14 protein-coding genes are annotated in these 15,729 nt (G+C 65.0%); 9 read left to right on the top strand and 5 right to left on the bottom strand.

The window, feature by feature from the left end; genetic code table 11:
* Positions 1–28: 28 nt before the first annotated feature.
* A complete protein-coding gene (locus QRQ56_RS07570; RefSeq protein ID WP_438738827.1) occupies positions 29–1,834 on the bottom strand; it encodes a PHA/PHB synthase family protein in 1,806 nt (601 codons plus the stop codon).
* Between the two features lie 253 nt (positions 1,835–2,087).
* Between QRQ56_RS07570 and QRQ56_RS07565 the strand changes: the two genes are divergently transcribed.
* The 5 genes from QRQ56_RS07565 (at position 2,088) to QRQ56_RS07545 (ending at position 7,128) form a co-directional block, all read left to right on the top strand.
* A complete protein-coding gene (locus QRQ56_RS07565; RefSeq protein ID WP_438738826.1) occupies positions 2,088–2,360 on the top strand; it encodes a hypothetical protein in 273 nt (90 codons plus the stop codon).
* 214 nt (positions 2,361–2,574) lie between these two features.
* The gene (locus tag QRQ56_RS07560) at positions 2,575–3,795 is read left to right on the top strand and encodes an LL-diaminopimelate aminotransferase (RefSeq protein WP_438738825.1); all 1,221 of its coding nucleotides are present in this window, start codon (positions 2,575–2,577) and stop codon (positions 3,793–3,795) included.
* Positions 3,796–3,824: 29 nt separating this feature from the next.
* Positions 3,825–5,141: a homoserine dehydrogenase gene (locus tag QRQ56_RS07555; protein ID WP_438738823.1), complete on the top strand. Its 1,317-nt coding sequence runs from the start codon at positions 3,825–3,827 to the stop codon at positions 5,139–5,141.
* 96 nt (positions 5,142–5,237) lie between these two features.
* Complete coding sequence (glpX, locus tag QRQ56_RS07550) at positions 5,238–6,239, top strand: class II fructose-bisphosphatase (RefSeq protein ID WP_438738821.1); 1,002 nt, start codon at positions 5,238–5,240, stop codon at positions 6,237–6,239.
* Positions 6,240–6,408: 169 nt separating this feature from the next.
* Positions 6,409–7,128 carry a haloacid dehalogenase type II gene (locus QRQ56_RS07545; protein WP_438738819.1) on the top strand — a complete coding sequence of 240 codons (720 nt, stop codon included), beginning with the start codon at positions 6,409–6,411 and terminating at the stop codon, positions 7,126–7,128.
* A 7-nt stretch (positions 7,129–7,135) separates the two neighbouring features.
* On the opposite strand, the gene QRQ56_RS07540 is transcribed toward QRQ56_RS07545, so the two are convergent.
* Entirely contained in the window at positions 7,136–7,729 is a 594-nt protein-coding gene (locus QRQ56_RS07540; protein WP_438738817.1) for a TetR/AcrR family transcriptional regulator, read from the bottom strand.
* 272 nt (positions 7,730–8,001) lie between these two features.
* On the opposite strand from QRQ56_RS07540, the gene QRQ56_RS07535 reads away from it, so the two are divergent.
* The 3 genes from QRQ56_RS07535 (at position 8,002) to QRQ56_RS07525 (ending at position 13,321) form a co-directional block, all read left to right on the top strand.
* Positions 8,002–9,204: an efflux RND transporter periplasmic adaptor subunit gene (locus QRQ56_RS07535; protein ID WP_438738815.1), complete on the top strand. Its 1,203-nt coding sequence runs from the start codon at positions 8,002–8,004 to the stop codon at positions 9,202–9,204.
* Positions 9,205–9,208: 4 nt separating this feature from the next.
* Positions 9,209–12,355, top strand: coding sequence for an efflux RND transporter permease subunit (locus tag QRQ56_RS07530; RefSeq protein ID WP_438738813.1), 3,147 nt, complete (start codon positions 9,209–9,211; stop codon positions 12,353–12,355).
* Between the two features lie 72 nt (positions 12,356–12,427).
* A complete protein-coding gene (locus QRQ56_RS07525) occupies positions 12,428–13,321 on the top strand; it encodes a LysR family transcriptional regulator (protein WP_438738812.1) in 894 nt (297 codons plus the stop codon).
* Between the two features lie 8 nt (positions 13,322–13,329).
* On the opposite strand, the gene QRQ56_RS07520 is transcribed toward QRQ56_RS07525, so the two are convergent.
* Both QRQ56_RS07520 and QRQ56_RS07515 read right to left on the bottom strand, forming a co-directional pair.
* The gene (locus tag QRQ56_RS07520) at positions 13,330–13,488 is read right to left on the bottom strand and encodes a hypothetical protein (protein ID WP_438738810.1); all 159 of its coding nucleotides are present in this window, start codon (positions 13,486–13,488) and stop codon (positions 13,330–13,332) included.
* A gap of 217 nt (positions 13,489–13,705) precedes the next feature.
* A complete protein-coding gene (locus QRQ56_RS07515; protein WP_438738808.1) occupies positions 13,706–14,677 on the bottom strand; it encodes an MBL fold metallo-hydrolase in 972 nt (323 codons plus the stop codon).
* Between QRQ56_RS07515 and QRQ56_RS07510 the strand changes: the two genes are divergently transcribed.
* Positions 14,671–14,910, top strand: coding sequence for a hypothetical protein (locus QRQ56_RS07510; protein WP_438738805.1), 240 nt, complete (start codon positions 14,671–14,673; stop codon positions 14,908–14,910). The two genes, QRQ56_RS07515 and QRQ56_RS07510, sit on opposite strands and share 7 nt — an antisense overlap.
* Positions 14,911–14,955: 45 nt before the next feature.
* Here the strand turns inward: QRQ56_RS07510 and QRQ56_RS07505 are convergent, their stop codons facing one another.
* Positions 14,956–15,621 (bottom strand): GntR family transcriptional regulator, encoded by a 666-nt coding sequence (locus tag QRQ56_RS07505; RefSeq protein ID WP_438738804.1) that lies wholly within the window; start codon positions 15,619–15,621, stop codon positions 14,956–14,958.
* Between the last annotated feature and the right edge of the window lie 108 nt (positions 15,622–15,729).

Below are 15,729 nucleotides of genomic sequence, written 5' to 3'. Positions count from 1 at the left end.
AGTCTATACGAAAGCGCAGCCGATTCCGCTATGCGCGAACCCTGACATAGCTGCCGGGTGCATCCTCGATGGGGGGCAGGGCGTCGCTGCCGACGCTGCGCGCCGGAACCTGCTCCGGATCGAGCTCGCCCAGCCATTGGCGCCAGTCCGGCCACCACGAGCCCTTGTGCTCGACCGCGCCCTTCATCCATTGCGCGACGTTGACGTCCTTGACGTTGTCGTTGGTCCAGTACTGGTACTTGTTCGAGGCGGGCGGGTTGACGACGCCGGCGATGTGGCCGGAGCCCGAGAGCACATATTTCACCGGGCCGCCGAAGAACTGCGAGCCGTACAGCACCGATTCCGCCGGCGCGATGTGGTCCTCGCGCGTGGCGAGGTTGTAGACGGGAACCTTGACCTTGGAGAGATCGAGCAGCGTGTTGTCCAGCACCATGGTGCCGGTGGAGAGCCGGTTCTCCAGATAGCAGTTGCGCAGATAATAGGAATGGTTCGACGCGGTCATGCGCGTGGCGTCGGAATTCCAGTGCAGCAGGTCGAACGCGCTCGGCTGCTGGCCCTTCAGATAGTTGCTGACGACGTAAGACCAGATCAGGTCGTTGGAGCGCAGCATGTTGAAGGCCATCGCCATCTTCGAGCCTTCGAGCACGCCGGCCGTCTTCATGTCCTGCTCGAGCGCGGCGATCTGATCCTCGTCGACGAACACGAGAAGATCGCCGGCATGGGTGAAGTCCACCTGCGCGGCGAAGAACGTCGCCGACGACACGCGCTGGCGGCGCTTCTCGGCGAGCCAGGCCAGCGTGGTCGCGAGCATGGTGCCGCCGACGCAATAGCCCGCGGTGTGCACCTTCATCTCGCCGGTAAGCTTCTCGATCACGTCCATCGCCGTGAGCGGGCCTTCCTTCATGTAGTCTTCCCAGCTCTTGTTGCCGAGCCGCTTGTCGGGATTGACCCATGAGATCACGAACACGGTGATGCCCTGGTCGACGCACCACTTGATGTAGGATTTCTCCGGCTTGAGATCGAGGATGTAGAACTTGTTGATCCAGGGCGGCACGATCAGGAGCGGGGTGCGCAGCACCGTCTCCGTGGTCGGCGAATACTGGATCAGCTGCATCATCTCGTTCTGGTAGATCACCTTGCCCGGCGTCGTCGCCATGTTGACGCCGACGACGAGGTTGTCCGGGTTGGACTGGCGGATCTTCAGCATGCCCTTGCCGGCCGCGATGTCCTCGGCCAGCATCGTCAGCCCGCGCGCGAGGTTGCCGCCGTTGCTGGCCACGGTCTCGCGCAGCACTTCCGGATTGGTCAGCACGAAATTGGATGGCGACAGCGCGTTTGTGACCTGCTGGACGTAGAACTCGGCCTTGCGGCGGGTGTGCGGATCGAGCTCGGCGTCGCGCACCAGGTCCTGCGCCCATTTGGTCGTGAGCAGATAGAGCTGCATCACGAAATCGAAGAACTGGTTCGACTTCCATTCCGGATCGGCAAAGCGCTTGTCGCGCGGCGAGGGGGCGATCGCGGGGGGAGCATCCTGACCGGCCATGCGGCGTGCCGCCGAACCCCAGAGGTCGAGATAGTCCTTGGCGAGCTTGGTCTGCAGGTCGGACGAGCGGGACGTATCCGACAGCCAGTATTCGGCGACCGAGGTGAAGGCCTTGATCACTTCGGCCAGCTCGGCCGGCGGCCGATCCTGCACCTCGCCGCTCTCGCGCGGCTTGAGATAGGCGGCCAGCGCCTTGCCGCCGCTTTCCATCGCCCGCGCGACATTCATCGCGAAGGCTTCCGCATCGAACTTCGTCTCGGGTTTGGGCGTTTCAGTCGTGGCCATACTCATGGGCAGAACAGTAACGACTCATTCCGTATTCGTCACCGCGAAGCTCGCATGTTTGGCGTTAAACACGCTCCAAGATGTGCTGCACTGCGACAAAGTTTCTTGGTTTTGTCACAATCGCGGTGCAACCCTTTTGGCCGTGGGCCTTGGATGTTTTCTCGCTCGTACCATTTGTGGGCAGCAATGGTTTGAGCTTGGGCAGGTTGTCGGGTTAGTGTGCGGCAGCTTGCATTGGGACGAGTAGGGGATTTCCCAAGTGTTGGCGTTGAGGGACCTGCAAAAGTCGCTGCTCTGCGGCGCGCTGCTGAGCGTGGCGTTCGCGCTGGGCGGTTGTTCGAGTCAGCTCGCGGATATGACGCCGGCGGACGCGCAGGCGCATCCCAAGGAACCCGGCTCCTACCTGCCGGTGCACGATCTGCCCCCCGATCGCGATCAGGCCGTCATCTCGCCCGAGCAGCGCGCCAAGATCGAGGCCGAGCTCGCCGCCGCGCGCGATCGCCAGGCCGTTGCCGGCAAGGATGCGAAATGAGGCAGTGCAAGGTAATCGCTGGCGCCCCCGCCTTGCCGTGCTAAAAGATGCCAGTTCAGCCGAGAGTCAGGGCGAACGACTTCAGCTCTCGTTGTCGATGATTGCTCTAAGTATTTGATTTTGAGTAATTTTCACGGCGACGCGGAGCCCCAGTCGGAATCGCCGTCCGTCCTGTCGATTCTGTCCTGACCGGTTGCCCGGAGCCCAGAGAGCCATGGAAGAATTTTACCGCATCCGCCGCCTTCCGCCTTACGTGTTTGAGCAGGTCAACCGGGCCAAGGCGGCCGCGCGGAATGCCGGCGCCGACATCATCGACCTCGGCATGGGCAATCCGGACCTGCCGGCACCGGCCCATGTGCTGGAGAAGCTCAAGGAGACCTTGGGCAAGCCGCGCACGGACCGCTACTCGGCCTCCCGCGGCATCAACGGCCTGCGCAAGGCCCAGGCCGCCTACTATGCCCGCCGCTTCGGCGTGAAGCTCAATCCCGACACCCAGGTGGTGGCGACGCTGGGCTCCAAGGAAGGCTTCGCCAACGTGGCGCAGGCGATTACCGCGCCCGGCGACGTCATCCTCTGTCCGAACCCGAGCTATCCGATTCACGCCTTCGGCTTCCTGATGGCGGGCGGCGTGATCCGCTCGGTGCCCTCCGAGCCGACGCCGGAATTCTTCGAGGCGGCCGAGCGGGCGATCATCCATTCGATCCCGAAGCCGCTCGCGCTCGTCGTCTGCTATCCCTCGAACCCGACCGCCTATGTCGCGAGCCTCGATTTCTACAAGGACCTCGTCGCCTTCGCGAAGAAGCACGAGATCCTGATCCTGTCCGATCTCGCTTATGCCGAGGTCTATTTCGACGAGAGCAACCCGCCGCCCTCGGTGCTGCAGGTGCCGGGCGCGATGGACGTCACCGTCGAGTTCACCTCGATGTCCAAGACCTATTCGATGGCCGGCTGGCGCATGGGCTTCGCGGTCGGCAATGAGCGCGTGATCGCCGCGCTCGCCCGCGTCAAATCCTACCTCGATTACGGCGCCTTCACGCCGGTCCAGGTCGCGGCGACCGCCGCGCTGAACGGCCCGGACGATTGCATCAAGGAGATGCGCGACACCTACCGCAAGCGCCGCGACGCGCTGGTGGAATCGTTCGGCCGCGCCGGCTGGGACATCCCGCCGCCGGAGGCCTCGATGTTCGCCTGGGTGCCGCTGCCGGAAGCCTTCCGCAGCGTCGGCAGCATGCAGTTCGCCACCTTGATGGTGGAGAAATCCGGCGTCGCGGTCTCGCCCGGCGTCGGCTTCGGCGAGCATGGTGAAGGATATGTCCGCATCGCCATGGTGGAAAACGAGCAACGGATCAGGCAGGCCGCCCGCGGCGTGCGCCGCTTCCTTGAAAGCGGCATCGAAACGTTGCACAACGTCGTTCCGCTCGCCAATCGGCGTTAAGTTCTCTTCGGCAGGTTTTCTAAGACATCATGGTTGCACCCCTGAAAGTGGGCATAGCGGGGCTCGGCACCGTGGGCGCCGAAGTGGTCCGTTTGATCGAAACGCAGGCGCGCGTGCTCGCGGGCCGTAGCGGCCGCGGCATTCGCGTCGTTGCCGTCACCGCGCGCTCGAAAGCGAAGAAGCGCGGCATCGACCTGCGCGGCGTCGAATGGGCCAAGGACCCCATGGCGCTGGCGACGCATCCCGGCATCGATTGCTTCGTCGAGCTGATGGGCGGCGCCGGCGATCCCGCGCTCTCCGCGGTCGAAGCCGCACTGAACGCCGGCAAGTCGGTTGTCACCGCGAACAAGGCCTTGCTCGCCAAGCACGGCATCAAGCTCGCGAAAGCCGCCGAAAAGCACGGCGGCGCGCTGAATTTCGAGGCAGCCGTCGGCGCTGCGATCCCCGTGATCAAGACGTTGCGCGAGGGTCTTGCCGGCACCGGCATCAACCGCGTCTACGGCATCCTCAACGGCACCTGCAATTACATCCTGACGCGGATGGAGCAGGAAGGGCTGTCCTTCGCCGAATGTCTCAAGGACGCGCAACGGCTCGGCTATGCCGAGGCCAACCCGTCCTTCGACGTCGACGGTCACGATACCGCGCAGAAGCTCGCGATCCTGGCCAGCCTCGCTTTCGGCACGAAAGTTGCTCAAAGCGCGGTGTATGTCGAAGGCATCTCATCCATTGCGCCGGAGGATCTGCGCGCCGCCGACGATCTCGGTTACCGGCTCAAGCTGCTCGGCGTTGCCGTTCGCACCGCCAAGGGCATCGAGCAGCGCGTGCATCCGACCATGGTTCCGAAATCCTCCTCGATCGCGCAGGTGATGGGTGTCACCAATGCGGTCACGATCGACGGCGAGGGGATTCCGCCGATCACGCTGGTCGGGCCCGGTGCGGGTGGCGCTGCCACCGCGTCCGCCGTCGTCGCCGATATCGCCGACGTTGCGCGCGGCATCCGCGCCAATCCGTTCGGCCGGCCGATCGCGCAGCTGCGTGACACCAAGAAGGCGCCGATGGAGCGCCACGAGGGCGGCTATTACATCCGCCTCCTGGCCCGCGACTTCCCGGGCACCGCGGCTGCGATCGCGACGCGGCTTGCCGAGCAGAAGATTTCGATCGAGTCGATCGTGCAGCGTCATCCCAATGGCGGCGTTGCCCCCGCGAACGGCAAGGCGGTCCCCGTGCCCGTCATCCTGATCACTTACGCCACCCACGAGGACGCCGTGCGCCGCGCGCTCGCCGCCGTGCAGAAGGACAAGGTGATCAGCGGGCGGCCGCAGGTCATCAGGATCGAGAAGAACTGAGCGTGAAAGCCACCAGGCGGTTCGAACGAACCGCCGTTGTTGCGAGTTGATGCGGGCGGAGATTTCCGTCCAGAACCGTTTCGAAGGAGTTAGCCGATGTCGACCCATATTTCAGTCCCGCCGCAAGCCTTGCTCGAGCGCATCCTGACGCTGGAGATCGTGCGCGTGACGGAGCGGGCGGCGGTATCGTCGGCGCGGCTGCGCGGGCACGGCAACGAGAAGGCGGCCGATCAGGCCGCGGTGGACGCCATGCGCCGCGAGCTCAACAAGCTTCCGATCGAGGGCACCATCGTGATCGGCGAGGGCGAGCGCGACGAGGCGCCGATGCTTTTCATCGGTGAGAAGGTCGGCATGAACGCCGGCCCGCAGGTCGACATCGCGGTCGATCCGCTCGAAGGCACCACGCTGTGCGCCAAGAACATGCCGGGCTCGATCGCCACCATGGCGATGGCCGACGGCGGCACCCTGCTGCACGCCCCCGACGTCTACATGCAGAAGCTCGCGATCGGCCCCGGCTACGACAAGGGCGTCGTCGATCTCGATGCCTCGCCCGCCGACAACGTCCGCCGCCTCGCCAAGGCCAAGGGTGTCCAGCCCGACGGCATCACGGTGCTCGTGCTCGATCGTCCGCGCCATGCCAGCATCATCGAGAGCGTGCGCTCGACCGGCGCTGCCGTGCGCCTGATCACCGACGGCGACGTCGCCGGCGTGATCCACTGCGCCGACCCCGACAACACCGGTGTCGACATGTATCTCGGCACCGGCGGCGCGCCGGAAGGCGTGCTCGCGGCCGTTGCGCTGCGCTGCATCGGCGGCCAGATGCAGTGCCGCCTGATCCTGGATTCCGGCGAGAAGATCGAGCGCGCCGCCAAGATGGGCGTCAACGATCCCAAGATGATCTACGGCATCGAGGACATGGCGCGCGGCGACTGCCTGTTCGCGGCCACCGGCGTCACCACGGGCTCGTTGCTGTCGGGCGTGAAATTCCGCAAGGACGGCGTGATCGAAACCGAGACGGTGGTGATGCGCTCCGTCACTGGTACCGTGCGCTACATCAAGGCCGAGCACCGCGAGCTCGCCAAGTTCCACCTGGACTAAGACCTCCGTCATTCCGGGGGCGACGGGCCCGCGCAAAGTGCGGCCCGGAGAATCCGGAATCCATCGGGCGGCAAAGTCGGTGTGAAATGGATTCCGGGCTCTCCGGGCCGCGCCTTGCGCGGTCCCGTCGCCCCGGAATGACAACAAGAACAACAAGAGGGAAGCGCGCATGTCCGATCTCTCCGCCGTCAAAGCCCTCGTCTTCGACGTCTTCGGCACGGTCGTGGACTGGCGCACCAGCCTGATCTCCGACTTCATGTGGTGGAGCAGGCAGCGTGGTATCAAGGCCGACTGGACCGCTTTGGTCGACGGCTGGCGCGGCATGTACATGGCCTCGATGGACGACGTGCGCCGGCATCCCGAGCGCGGCTATGTCATGCTCGACGATCTGCATCGCCGCTCGCTGGAAAAGCTGGTCGATCAATTCGCGATCAAGGGCCTCACCGAAGCCGATCTCGACCACCTTACCAAAGGCTGGCACCGCCTCAATCCCTGGCCCGACAGCGTCGCCGGCCTGACGCGGCTGAAGACGAAATTCGTGATCTCGCCGCTCTCCAACGGCAACGTCGCGTTGCTCACCAATATGGCGAAGTTCGCCGGCCTGCCGTGGGACCTCGTCATGTCGGCCGAGCTGTTCGAGCACTACAAGCCGGATCCCGAGACCTATCTCGGCGCGGCCAAGCTGCTCTGCCTCAAGCCGGACGAGGTGATGATGGTCGCCGCGCACAATGGCGATCTCGCCGCTGCGCAGAAGAACGGGCTGAAGACCGCGTTCGTGGCGAGGCCGACCGAGTACGGCCCGCTTCAGAAGGTCGATTTCGAGGCCACCGGCAATTGGGACATCGTCGCCAGGGATTTCGGCGGGATCGCCGACAAGCTCGGCTGCTGAGCTTCGCTCAGACCGGGCGCTGCGGCGCGCTCGCCTGATCGTCGGGCGCACAGAACGTCGCGATCGCCAGATCGATCCGCTTGTCCAGCACGCGGCGATTGAGCTTGAATCCGGTATCGGTCAACAGCCTGAAATGGTCGTGGCCGAACACCATGCCGAACAGCATCTCGGCGACCAGGCGAAGCGGCACGCCTTCGAAGCGAGGCTCCAGACCCGCCGCCTTGAGCAGCTCGACGACCTGATCGGTGCCGGAGTCCATGATGACCTCGGCGAACATGCGCCCGAGCGCAGGCGAGGCCTGGCGCTCGCCGATGATCAGGCGCTGCAGCGCGATCTCGCCCGGCGACAACGCCACGTCGGCGGCCTCGCGCAGCATGCTGCGAAGCCGGGTCACGGGTGAGCCTTCCAGGGACGCATCGGTGAAGTCCGCTGCGGGCAGGCTGCGCAGCAGCATGGCGCGAAACAGCTCGGTCTTGCTCTCGAACAATTTGTAGAGCGTCTTCTTCGACATCCCGGCGGCACTGGCGATGTCGTCCATGGTGGTCGCGGCAAAGCCCTTGCTGGTGAAGGTGTCCTTTGCCGCCGCCAGCAATTGTAACATGCGCGCGTCCGGGGCGGGGAGACCCGCGGTCGTCCCGGTCCGCTCCGACGGCGGGTTCGCGCGTCTTTGACTGCTGGATTCTCTCGCCATGGAAACACCCGCCTTGAATCTGAGCTGCTTCACGACTGCTTGAACGCCGTTTCGGAGGCAGCCTAGCACTTGACTTAAGGCAAGGAAACTACCAAGTTTCCAGATGGAAACTGAATAGTTTCCGAATGTTTCCGTGCGTGTTTCCGTTTGACGGACCGCAGGCTTACCCATGGATCGTCTTGATGACTCCCCTGATCTTCCGCGCCGCCCCCCTGATTGCGCTGCTGCTTGCGGCATGCGGCGAGCAGAGCCCGCAGGCGTCGTCGCCGCAGATGGTGCCGGAGGTCGGCATCATGACCCTGAAGCCGCAGGAGGCGAAGATCTCGACGGTTCTGCCGGGCCGCGTCGTCGCCTACCAGGTCTCCGAGGTGCGGCCGCAAGTCACCGGCATTCTGCTCAAGCGCGACTTCGTCGAAGGCGCCGAGGTGAGGGAAGGCGATCTGCTCTACGAGATCGATCCGGTGCAATACAAGGCAGGTCTGGCGAGCGCCGAGGCCGCGGTGCAGAAGTCGGAGGCAACCCTCGTCAGCGTCAAGCTGAAGGCTGCGCGCAAGACCCAGCTCCTTCAAACCAACGCGGCCAGCCAGCAGGATGTCGATGATGCCGTTGCCGCCTACAAGCAGGGCGAGGCCGACCTGAAGGCTGCGGAAGCCAACCGCGACACCGCCGCGATCTCGCTCGACCGCACCAAGGTCACCGCGTCGATCTCGGGCCGCATCGGCAAGTCGACCATCACGCCCGGCGCGCTCGTGACTGCGAGCCAGGCGACGGCGATGACCACGATCCAGCAGCTCGATCCCGTCTATGTCGATCTCGACCAGTCGACCTCCGAGATGGAGTGCCTGCGCAGCCAGATCGCAGGCGGAAAGCTCAAGCGACCCGCCGAGGGCGTGCAGGTCGAGCTCCTGATGGAGAGCGGCAAGACCTACGGCCACAAGGGCAAGTACGGTTTCACCGACGCCAGCGTCAACGAGAGCACCGGCTCGGTGTCCTCGCGCGCGGTCTTCGCCAATCCCGAGCGGGCGCTGCTGCCCGGCATGTATGTGCGCGCCCGCGTCGTCGCCGGCGTCGATCCCAACGCGATCCTGGTGCCGCAGCGCGCCGTCTCGCGCAATCCGCTGGGGCAGGCGGTGGCGATGTTCGTCGACAAGGACGGCAAGGTCGAGCAGCGCACGCTGGAGCTCGGGGAGGGTGTCGGCAGCAACTGGCTGGTTCGCTCCGGCGCCAAGGCCGGCGATCGCCTCGTCCTGGAGGGAACGCAGAAGGCGCGCCCCGGCGCCCCCGTCAAGACCGTCGAGGTCGCGGTCGATACTGCAACCGGCCTCACCGTGAACCCGACGCGGCAGGCCGATGCGCGGCCAGCATCCGCCACCACAGAACAATAAAGTCATGTCCCATTTCTTCATCAAGCGGCCGATCTTTGCCTGGGTCATCGCCATCCTGATCATGCTGGGCGGCGTGCTCGCGATCATGCGGCTGCCGATCGCGCAATATCCGCAAATCGCGCCGACCGTGGTCACGATCACGGCGACCTATCCCGGCGCCAACGCCGAGACGGCCGAGAACTCGGTGACCAAGGTCATCGAGCAGAACATGACCGGTCTCGACTATCTCCAGTACATGTCGTCGTCGAGCACCTCGACCGGTCAGGTGCAGATCTCGCTGACCTTCACCAACGAGGCCGATGCCGACATCGCCCAGGTGCAGGTGCAGAACAAGCTGCAGCTCGCCACCCCCTTGCTGCCGCAGGTCGTGCAGCAGCAGGGCATCAAGGTCGTGAAGTCGTCGGCGAGCTTCCTGATGGTGCTCGGCTTCGTCTCCGAGGACGGAAGGCTAGCCGCCAGCGACATCGCCGATTACGTGGCATCCTCCGTCAACGATCCCATCAGCCGCGTCGCGGGCGTCGGCCAGGTGACGTTGTTCGGCGCCGAATACGCCATGCGCATCTGGCTCGATCCCGACAAGCTGGCGAAATACAATCTGATGCCCGGCGACGTGACCGCCGCGATCCAGACCCAGAACACGCAAGTGACGGCCGGCCAGCTCGGCGGCCTGCCGGCGGTCGGCGGCCAGCAGCTCAATGCCACCATCACCTCGCAGAGCCGCCTGCAGACGGTCGCGCAGTTCAAGGACATCATTTTGCGCACCGCGACATCAGGCCAGACGGTGCGCATCGGCGACGTCGCGCGTGTCGAGATCGGCTCGAAGTCCTATGATTCCGCGGCGCGCTACAACGGCAAGCCGGCCTCAGGCATGGGCATCAGCCTTGCGACCGGCGCCAATGCGGTTGCGACCTCGGAAGCGGTGAAGGCGCGCGTGGCCCAGCTCAGTGCGACCATGCCGGAGGGGCTGCGGGTCGTGTATCCCTACGACACCACGCCCTTCGTCAAGCTGTCGATCGAGAAGGTGATCCACACCCTGTTCGAGGCGATCGCGCTGGTCTTCGTCGTGATGTTCGTGTTCCTGCAGAGCTGGCGCGCGACCCTGATTCCGACCATCGCGGTGCCCGTCGTGCTGCTCGGCACCTTCGGCGTGCTCTCGCTCGCGGGCTATTCCATCAACACGCTGACGATGTTCGCGATGGTGCTGGCGATCGGCCTGCTGGTCGACGATGCCATCGTCGTGGTCGAGAACGTCGAGCGCGTGATGGCCGAGGAAAACCTCGGCCCGCGCGAGGCGACCGAGAAATCGATGCGCGAGATCACGGGCGCGCTGGTCGGCATCGGCGTCGTGCTCTCGGCCGTGTTCATCCCGATGGCGTTCTTCAACGGCTCGGTCGGCATCATCTATCGCCAGTTCGCGCTCACCATCGTCACGGCGATGCTGCTGTCGGTGCTGGTGGCGCTGGTGCTGACGCCGGCGCTGTGCGTTACGATCCTGAAGCCGGCGAAGCACCATGGCAACCAGCGCGGCTTGTTCGGCCTGTTCAACCGCGGCTTCGAGCGCATGGCGCACGGCTATCAGCGCACCGCGGGCGGTGCGATCCGGCGCGTCGCGGTCGTGCTGGTCGCCTTTGCCGCCATCGTCGCCGGCATGGTTGTCCTGTTCCAGCGCCTGCCGAGCTCGTTCCTGCCCGAGGAGGACCAGGGCACGATCATGACGCTGATCCAGCTTCCGGTCGGCGCGACCTCGACGCGCACGCTCGATGTCATCAAGCAGGTCGAGCACCAATATCTCGACAACGAGAAGGATGCGGTCGAAGGCGTGTTCGCGGTCAGCGGCTTCAGCTTCGCGGGGCAGGGCCAGAATGTGGGCCTTGCCTTCGTCAGCCTGAAGCCGTTCGACGAGCGCAGGAGCCCCGCAGCCTCGGCACAGGCGGTGGCCGGCCGCGCCATGGGGGCGTTCATGAAGATCCGCGACGCCATGGTGTTCGCGGTGCTGCCGCCCTCCATTCCGGGCTTCGGCAATGCCGGCGGCTTCGACCTCTATCTGCAGGATACCGGCGGCAACGGCCACGACGCGCTGATCCAGGCCCGCAACCAGCTGCTCGGCCAGCTCGCGGCGGACAAGCGCGTGGCGCAGGCGCGGCCGAACGGCCAGGACGACACGCCGCAGTTCAATCTCGACGTCGACCAGGCCAAGGCCACGGCGCTCGGCGTCAACCTGAGCGATCTCAACACCACGCTGTCGGCGGCGTGGGGCGGGGCCTATGTCAACGACTTCATCGACCGCGGCCGCGTCAAGCAGGTCTATGTGCAGAGCGATGCACCGTTCCGCATGGACAGCAGCGATATCGGCCGCTGGTATGTCCGCAACGCCGCGGGCTCGATGGTGCCGTTCTCGGCGGTCGCCACCGATCGCTGGAGCTTTGGCTCGCCGCGCCTCGAGCGCTACAACGGCGTTGCCGCCGTCGAGCTGCAGGGCCAGGCCGCGCCGGGCACCAGCTCGGGCGTCGCGATGCAGGCGGTGGAGGAGCAGATGGCCAAGCTCCCCAAAGGTTACGGCCACGAATGGACCGGCCTGTCGTTCCAGGAGCGGCTGACCGGCAGCCAGACGCTGTACCTCTATTCGATCTCGCTGCTGATCGTCTTCCTCAGCCTCGCCGCGCTGTACGAGAGCTGGTCCGTCCCCTTCGCGGTGATGCTGACGGTGCCGATCGGCGTGCTCGGCGCGCTGCTGGCGGCGAGCCTGTTCAGCCAGGCCAACGACGTCTATTTCCAGGTCGGCCTGCTCACGACGATTGGCCTCGCCTCGAAGAACGCCATCCTGATCGTCGAATTCGCCCTGGACCAGATCGCCTCCGGTCGCAGCCTCGTCGACGCAACGCTGCATGCGGCCCGCCAGCGGCTTCGCCCGATCCTGATGACCTCGCTCGCCTTCATCCTCGGCGTGCTGCCGCTGGCGGTGGCGACAGGGGCGGGCTCGGCCAGCCAGAACGCGGTCGGCATCGGGGTAGCCGGCGGCATGATCGCGGCCACCGTGCTCGGCATCTTCTTCGTGCCGGCGCTGTTCGTGCTGGTGAAGCGGATCTTCCCGGGCAGGCGGACGGACGCGGGCGTGCCGGTTTCGGCTCCCGCCGCCGAGCCGGCGGAATAGGCTAGCTTGCTGGTTTGACATCCCCAAAACGAACGTCTTTCATATCGAAAAGATCGATGTGAGGAGCGTGCCGTGGATACCGAGCTCGCGCGGACATTTCTGACGGTGGTGGCGACCGGCAATTTCATCTCGGCCGCCGAGCGGCTTCATGTCAGCCAGTCCACGGTCAGCACGCGGATTCATTCCCTCGAAGAGCTGCTCGGCTGCACGCTGTTCGTTCGCAACAAGGCGGGCGCAGCCCTGACGGCGGCGGGGCGGCAGTTCCAACGCCACGCCGCGACGCTGGTGCGCACCGTCGAGCAGGCCCGGCACGACGTCGGAGTGCCCAAGGGTTTCAGCGGTGGGCTCGTGGTCGGCGGACGCATCGGCCTCTGGGAGGAATTTTTGCTGCTGTGGGTCCCCGGCATGCAGGAGGCCAATCCGCAGATCTCGATCCGCGCCGAGAGCGCGCTCGAGCCGGAGCTGATGCAAGGGCTGGTCGAGGGACGTATCGACATCGGCGTGATGTACACGCCGCAAAGCCGGCCGGGCCTCAAGGTCGAGCTGCTGTTCGAGGAGCAGCTCGTGCTGGTCTCGACCAACCCCAGGAGCGAACCCGAGCCGCAGGACGGCTACGTCTATGTCGACTGGGGCCCGGAGTTCTACGCCCGCCACGCCGCCGTCTTCCCGAATTTCGCCGGGCCTGCGCTGACGGCAAATATCGGCTGGCTCGGGCTGCAGCACGTTCTGGCGAACGGCGGCGCCGGCTATTTCGCGCAGCGGATCGTCGAGCCGCTGCTGAAGGCGCGGCGGCTGCATCTGGTCGGCGGCGCGCCGAAATTCTCGATGCCGGCCTATGTGGTCTATTCGGCCGACCAGCCGGAGGAGCACGTTGCGAGCGCGATCGCGCTCATGCGTGATCTCGCCGCCGAGCAGACCCGTCGCGTTTCGGAAGCGCCCGCGCGCAACTTGCGCAAGCGCCGCTGACGGCCGGCTTATGTCCCGCAGGGATTGTTGCTCGCCGCTGCTGCGGCCGCGATGTCGCTGGCGCGGTGCACCGGCGTGATCGCCACCATCGTCACTGACAGCCGATAGGCGATCCAGCGGAGCAGCAGTTGGGAGAATGACTCGTCGCTCTGTGATGTCGTGGTCATGGTCGCTCCTGGTGTGCGTGAGGCGTCTGCCAGACACGGCCTTTGCGGCCAGCCGGCGATGCCACGTCGCTCACGCTACGCAGGAGAATGATTTTGACAAACGAATAATATCAACGGTTACTATCGACTTCGTCGATATTAGGAAGAGCAGAAATTGTAGTGTGCGGTGGAGAGATGGTCCGGGCGCCATATGCCGCCCGGACCCGTGTGCGAAAACCTACAGCGTCATCTGCATCGGTTCGGGATAATAGTGGAAACCTTCACCCGCCTTGGCGACGTGGCCGTAGCCCGGCCATGCGAAGTGGTACGACATCACGGGAATCTTGTTCGCCGCGAGCATCGTTAGCAGCTTCACCCGCGACTCCGCCGCCTGCTTGGGATCGGTGTCGTAGGAGAACTCCATGCGCGGCCGCTCCAGCAGCAGCACGGAATGGTGCGAGAGGTCGCCGAGGAAGGCAAAGGACTTGCCCGCCGACGACACCATGAAGATGGTGTGGCCGACGGTGTGGCCGGGCGCCGACATCGCCTGCACGCCGGGCAGGAATTCCTCGCCATCCTTGAAGAACTTGATCCGGTCCCGGACCGGCAGCAGGTTTTTGCGGGCGTGAACGACGAAGTCCTTGGCCGGACTGCCGAGCTTGCCCTCGTCGGTCCAGAAATCGAAATCGGTCTGGGAGATGTAGATCTGCGCGTTCGGAAACAGCGGCTTGCCGCCGTCGTCCACGATACCGCCGATGTGATCGATATGGGCGTGGGAGCACACGATGGCGTCGATGTCGCCGGGCTTGATGCCGGCCTCGGTCATGCTCTTCTGCTGCCGGCCCGTGGTGGGACCGAACATCTTGGACGAGCCCATGCCCGTGTCGAACAGGATCAGCTTGTCGCCGGTGTTCACGATCGGCGAGTTCTGCTCGAGCACGACGTTGTCCGGCGACAGGAAATTGTCCGCCAGCATCTTCTTCACCTCCTCCTTGGGAACGCCGGTGAAGGTCCCGGAGGGATCGCCGAGCGGAAGCGGGCCGTCGGAGACGACGGTCACTTCGGCATCGCCGAGATTGAAGCGGTGCCAGTAGGGCGTCTGGGTGCCGAGCTTGGGTGCGCGCGCGATCGCGCTGCTGCCGAGCATGGTGCTGGCTCCCAATCCTGCGCCGAGCGCGAGCAGGGATCGACGTGAGACATTAAGTGTCATTCGTTTCCTCCACTTGTTCTTTTGAGTTGCGCGAATTTGTCGCGCGTTATGTCGGCCTGAAGCCAGCGGTTGGATGCTGCGCCGGTTCAGACAAGCTAGCAAGTAGAATTGGTTTCCAGCGTGCGGAGCGCGTCGGAATTCGAAATGCAATTCCGGCGCACGACAAAAAGCATCGGCTGCCGACTATCGTCGACAGGATGACCCTCTCAGGCTTGCAGCAATGCAATCAATGATTGTGTCGCGATTATGTCTGCCGATTGTGTCGCCGGCAGCCCCGCTTACGCGATCCGCAATGCGAGATCGTTGCCCTCGGTCTCGGCAAAACCTGCCTGCAAAACCTCTTCGCGCTTATGGCGCAGATGCGCACGCAGGATGTGGGAGAGGCCGGCTCCGTCGCGGCGCTCCAGCGCATTGAGGATGGCTTCGTGCTCCTTCACGGCGAGCGCCCAGCGCTGCGGCGTCATTGGCGTCACATAGCGCGCGCGGCGGATGCGCGCCGTCACGGATGTGTAAAGCCCTGTGAGCGCGGGATTTCCGGCCGCTGCGACGATGGCTTCGTGGATGGCGCGGTTGCCGCGATAGTACTGGATCAGGTCGCTCTCGCGATAATGCTGCACCATGGCCGCATGCGCCGCGGCAATCGCGTCGATCTCCGCATCGGTGATGCGCTCGCAAGCGAGCTCGCCGGCGAGGGCCTCCAGACCCTGGCAGACCTCGAACAGGTCGCGCATGTCCTTGTCGGTCAGTTTCGCCGCACGCGAGCCGCGATGCGGCAGCAACTGCACGAGCCCCTCGGCGGCCAGCACCTTGAGCGCCTCGCGCAGCGGTGTGCGCGAGATCTCGAGCCGCTCGCACAGCTCGCGCTCGGGAATCCGTGCGCCCGGCGGGATCTCGCCGTCGAGCAGGATGGCGCGGATACGTCCGACGACCTCCTCGTGAAGCATGGGACCAGCGCTCCGATTTGAATGCAAAATGTGAATAGCCGACAGGTATTTCCAAGTTCCGGCTTGCTAATCGCAGATTTTGCATTCAAAAATGTAAAAAACAAGAGG

The sequence above is a fragment of the Bradyrhizobium sp. U531 genome, assembly GCF_051710265.1.
In the GTDB taxonomy this organism is placed as follows: domain Bacteria; phylum Pseudomonadota; class Alphaproteobacteria; order Rhizobiales; family Xanthobacteraceae; genus Bradyrhizobium.
This window is presented reverse-complemented; position numbering and strand designations above follow the sequence as displayed.

Coding starts and splice junctions, on each gene's coding strand:
- QRQ56_RS07570 (WP_438738827.1), bottom strand. CDS start 1,834: ATGAGTATGGCCACGACTGAAACGCCCAAACCCGAGACGAAGTTCGAT.
- QRQ56_RS07560 (WP_438738825.1), top strand. CDS start 2,575: ATGGAAGAATTTTACCGCATCCGCCGCCTTCCGCCTTACGTGTTTGAG.
- QRQ56_RS07555 (WP_438738823.1), top strand. CDS start 3,825: ATGGTTGCACCCCTGAAAGTGGGCATAGCGGGGCTCGGCACCGTGGGC.
- glpX (WP_438738821.1), top strand. CDS start 5,238: ATGTCGACCCATATTTCAGTCCCGCCGCAAGCCTTGCTCGAGCGCATC.
- QRQ56_RS07545 (WP_438738819.1), top strand. CDS start 6,409: ATGTCCGATCTCTCCGCCGTCAAAGCCCTCGTCTTCGACGTCTTCGGC.
- QRQ56_RS07540 (WP_438738817.1), bottom strand. CDS start 7,729: ATGTTACAATTGCTGGCGGCGGCAAAGGACACCTTCACCAGCAAGGGC.
- QRQ56_RS07535 (WP_438738815.1), top strand. CDS start 8,002: ATGACTCCCCTGATCTTCCGCGCCGCCCCCCTGATTGCGCTGCTGCTT.
- QRQ56_RS07530 (WP_438738813.1), top strand. CDS start 9,209: ATGTCCCATTTCTTCATCAAGCGGCCGATCTTTGCCTGGGTCATCGCC.
- QRQ56_RS07520 (WP_438738810.1), bottom strand. CDS start 13,488: ATGACCACGACATCACAGAGCGACGAGTCATTCTCCCAACTGCTGCTC.
- QRQ56_RS07515 (WP_438738808.1), bottom strand. CDS start 14,677: ATGACACTTAATGTCTCACGTCGATCCCTGCTCGCGCTCGGCGCAGGA.
- QRQ56_RS07505 (WP_438738804.1), bottom strand. CDS start 15,621: ATGCTTCACGAGGAGGTCGTCGGACGTATCCGCGCCATCCTGCTCGAC.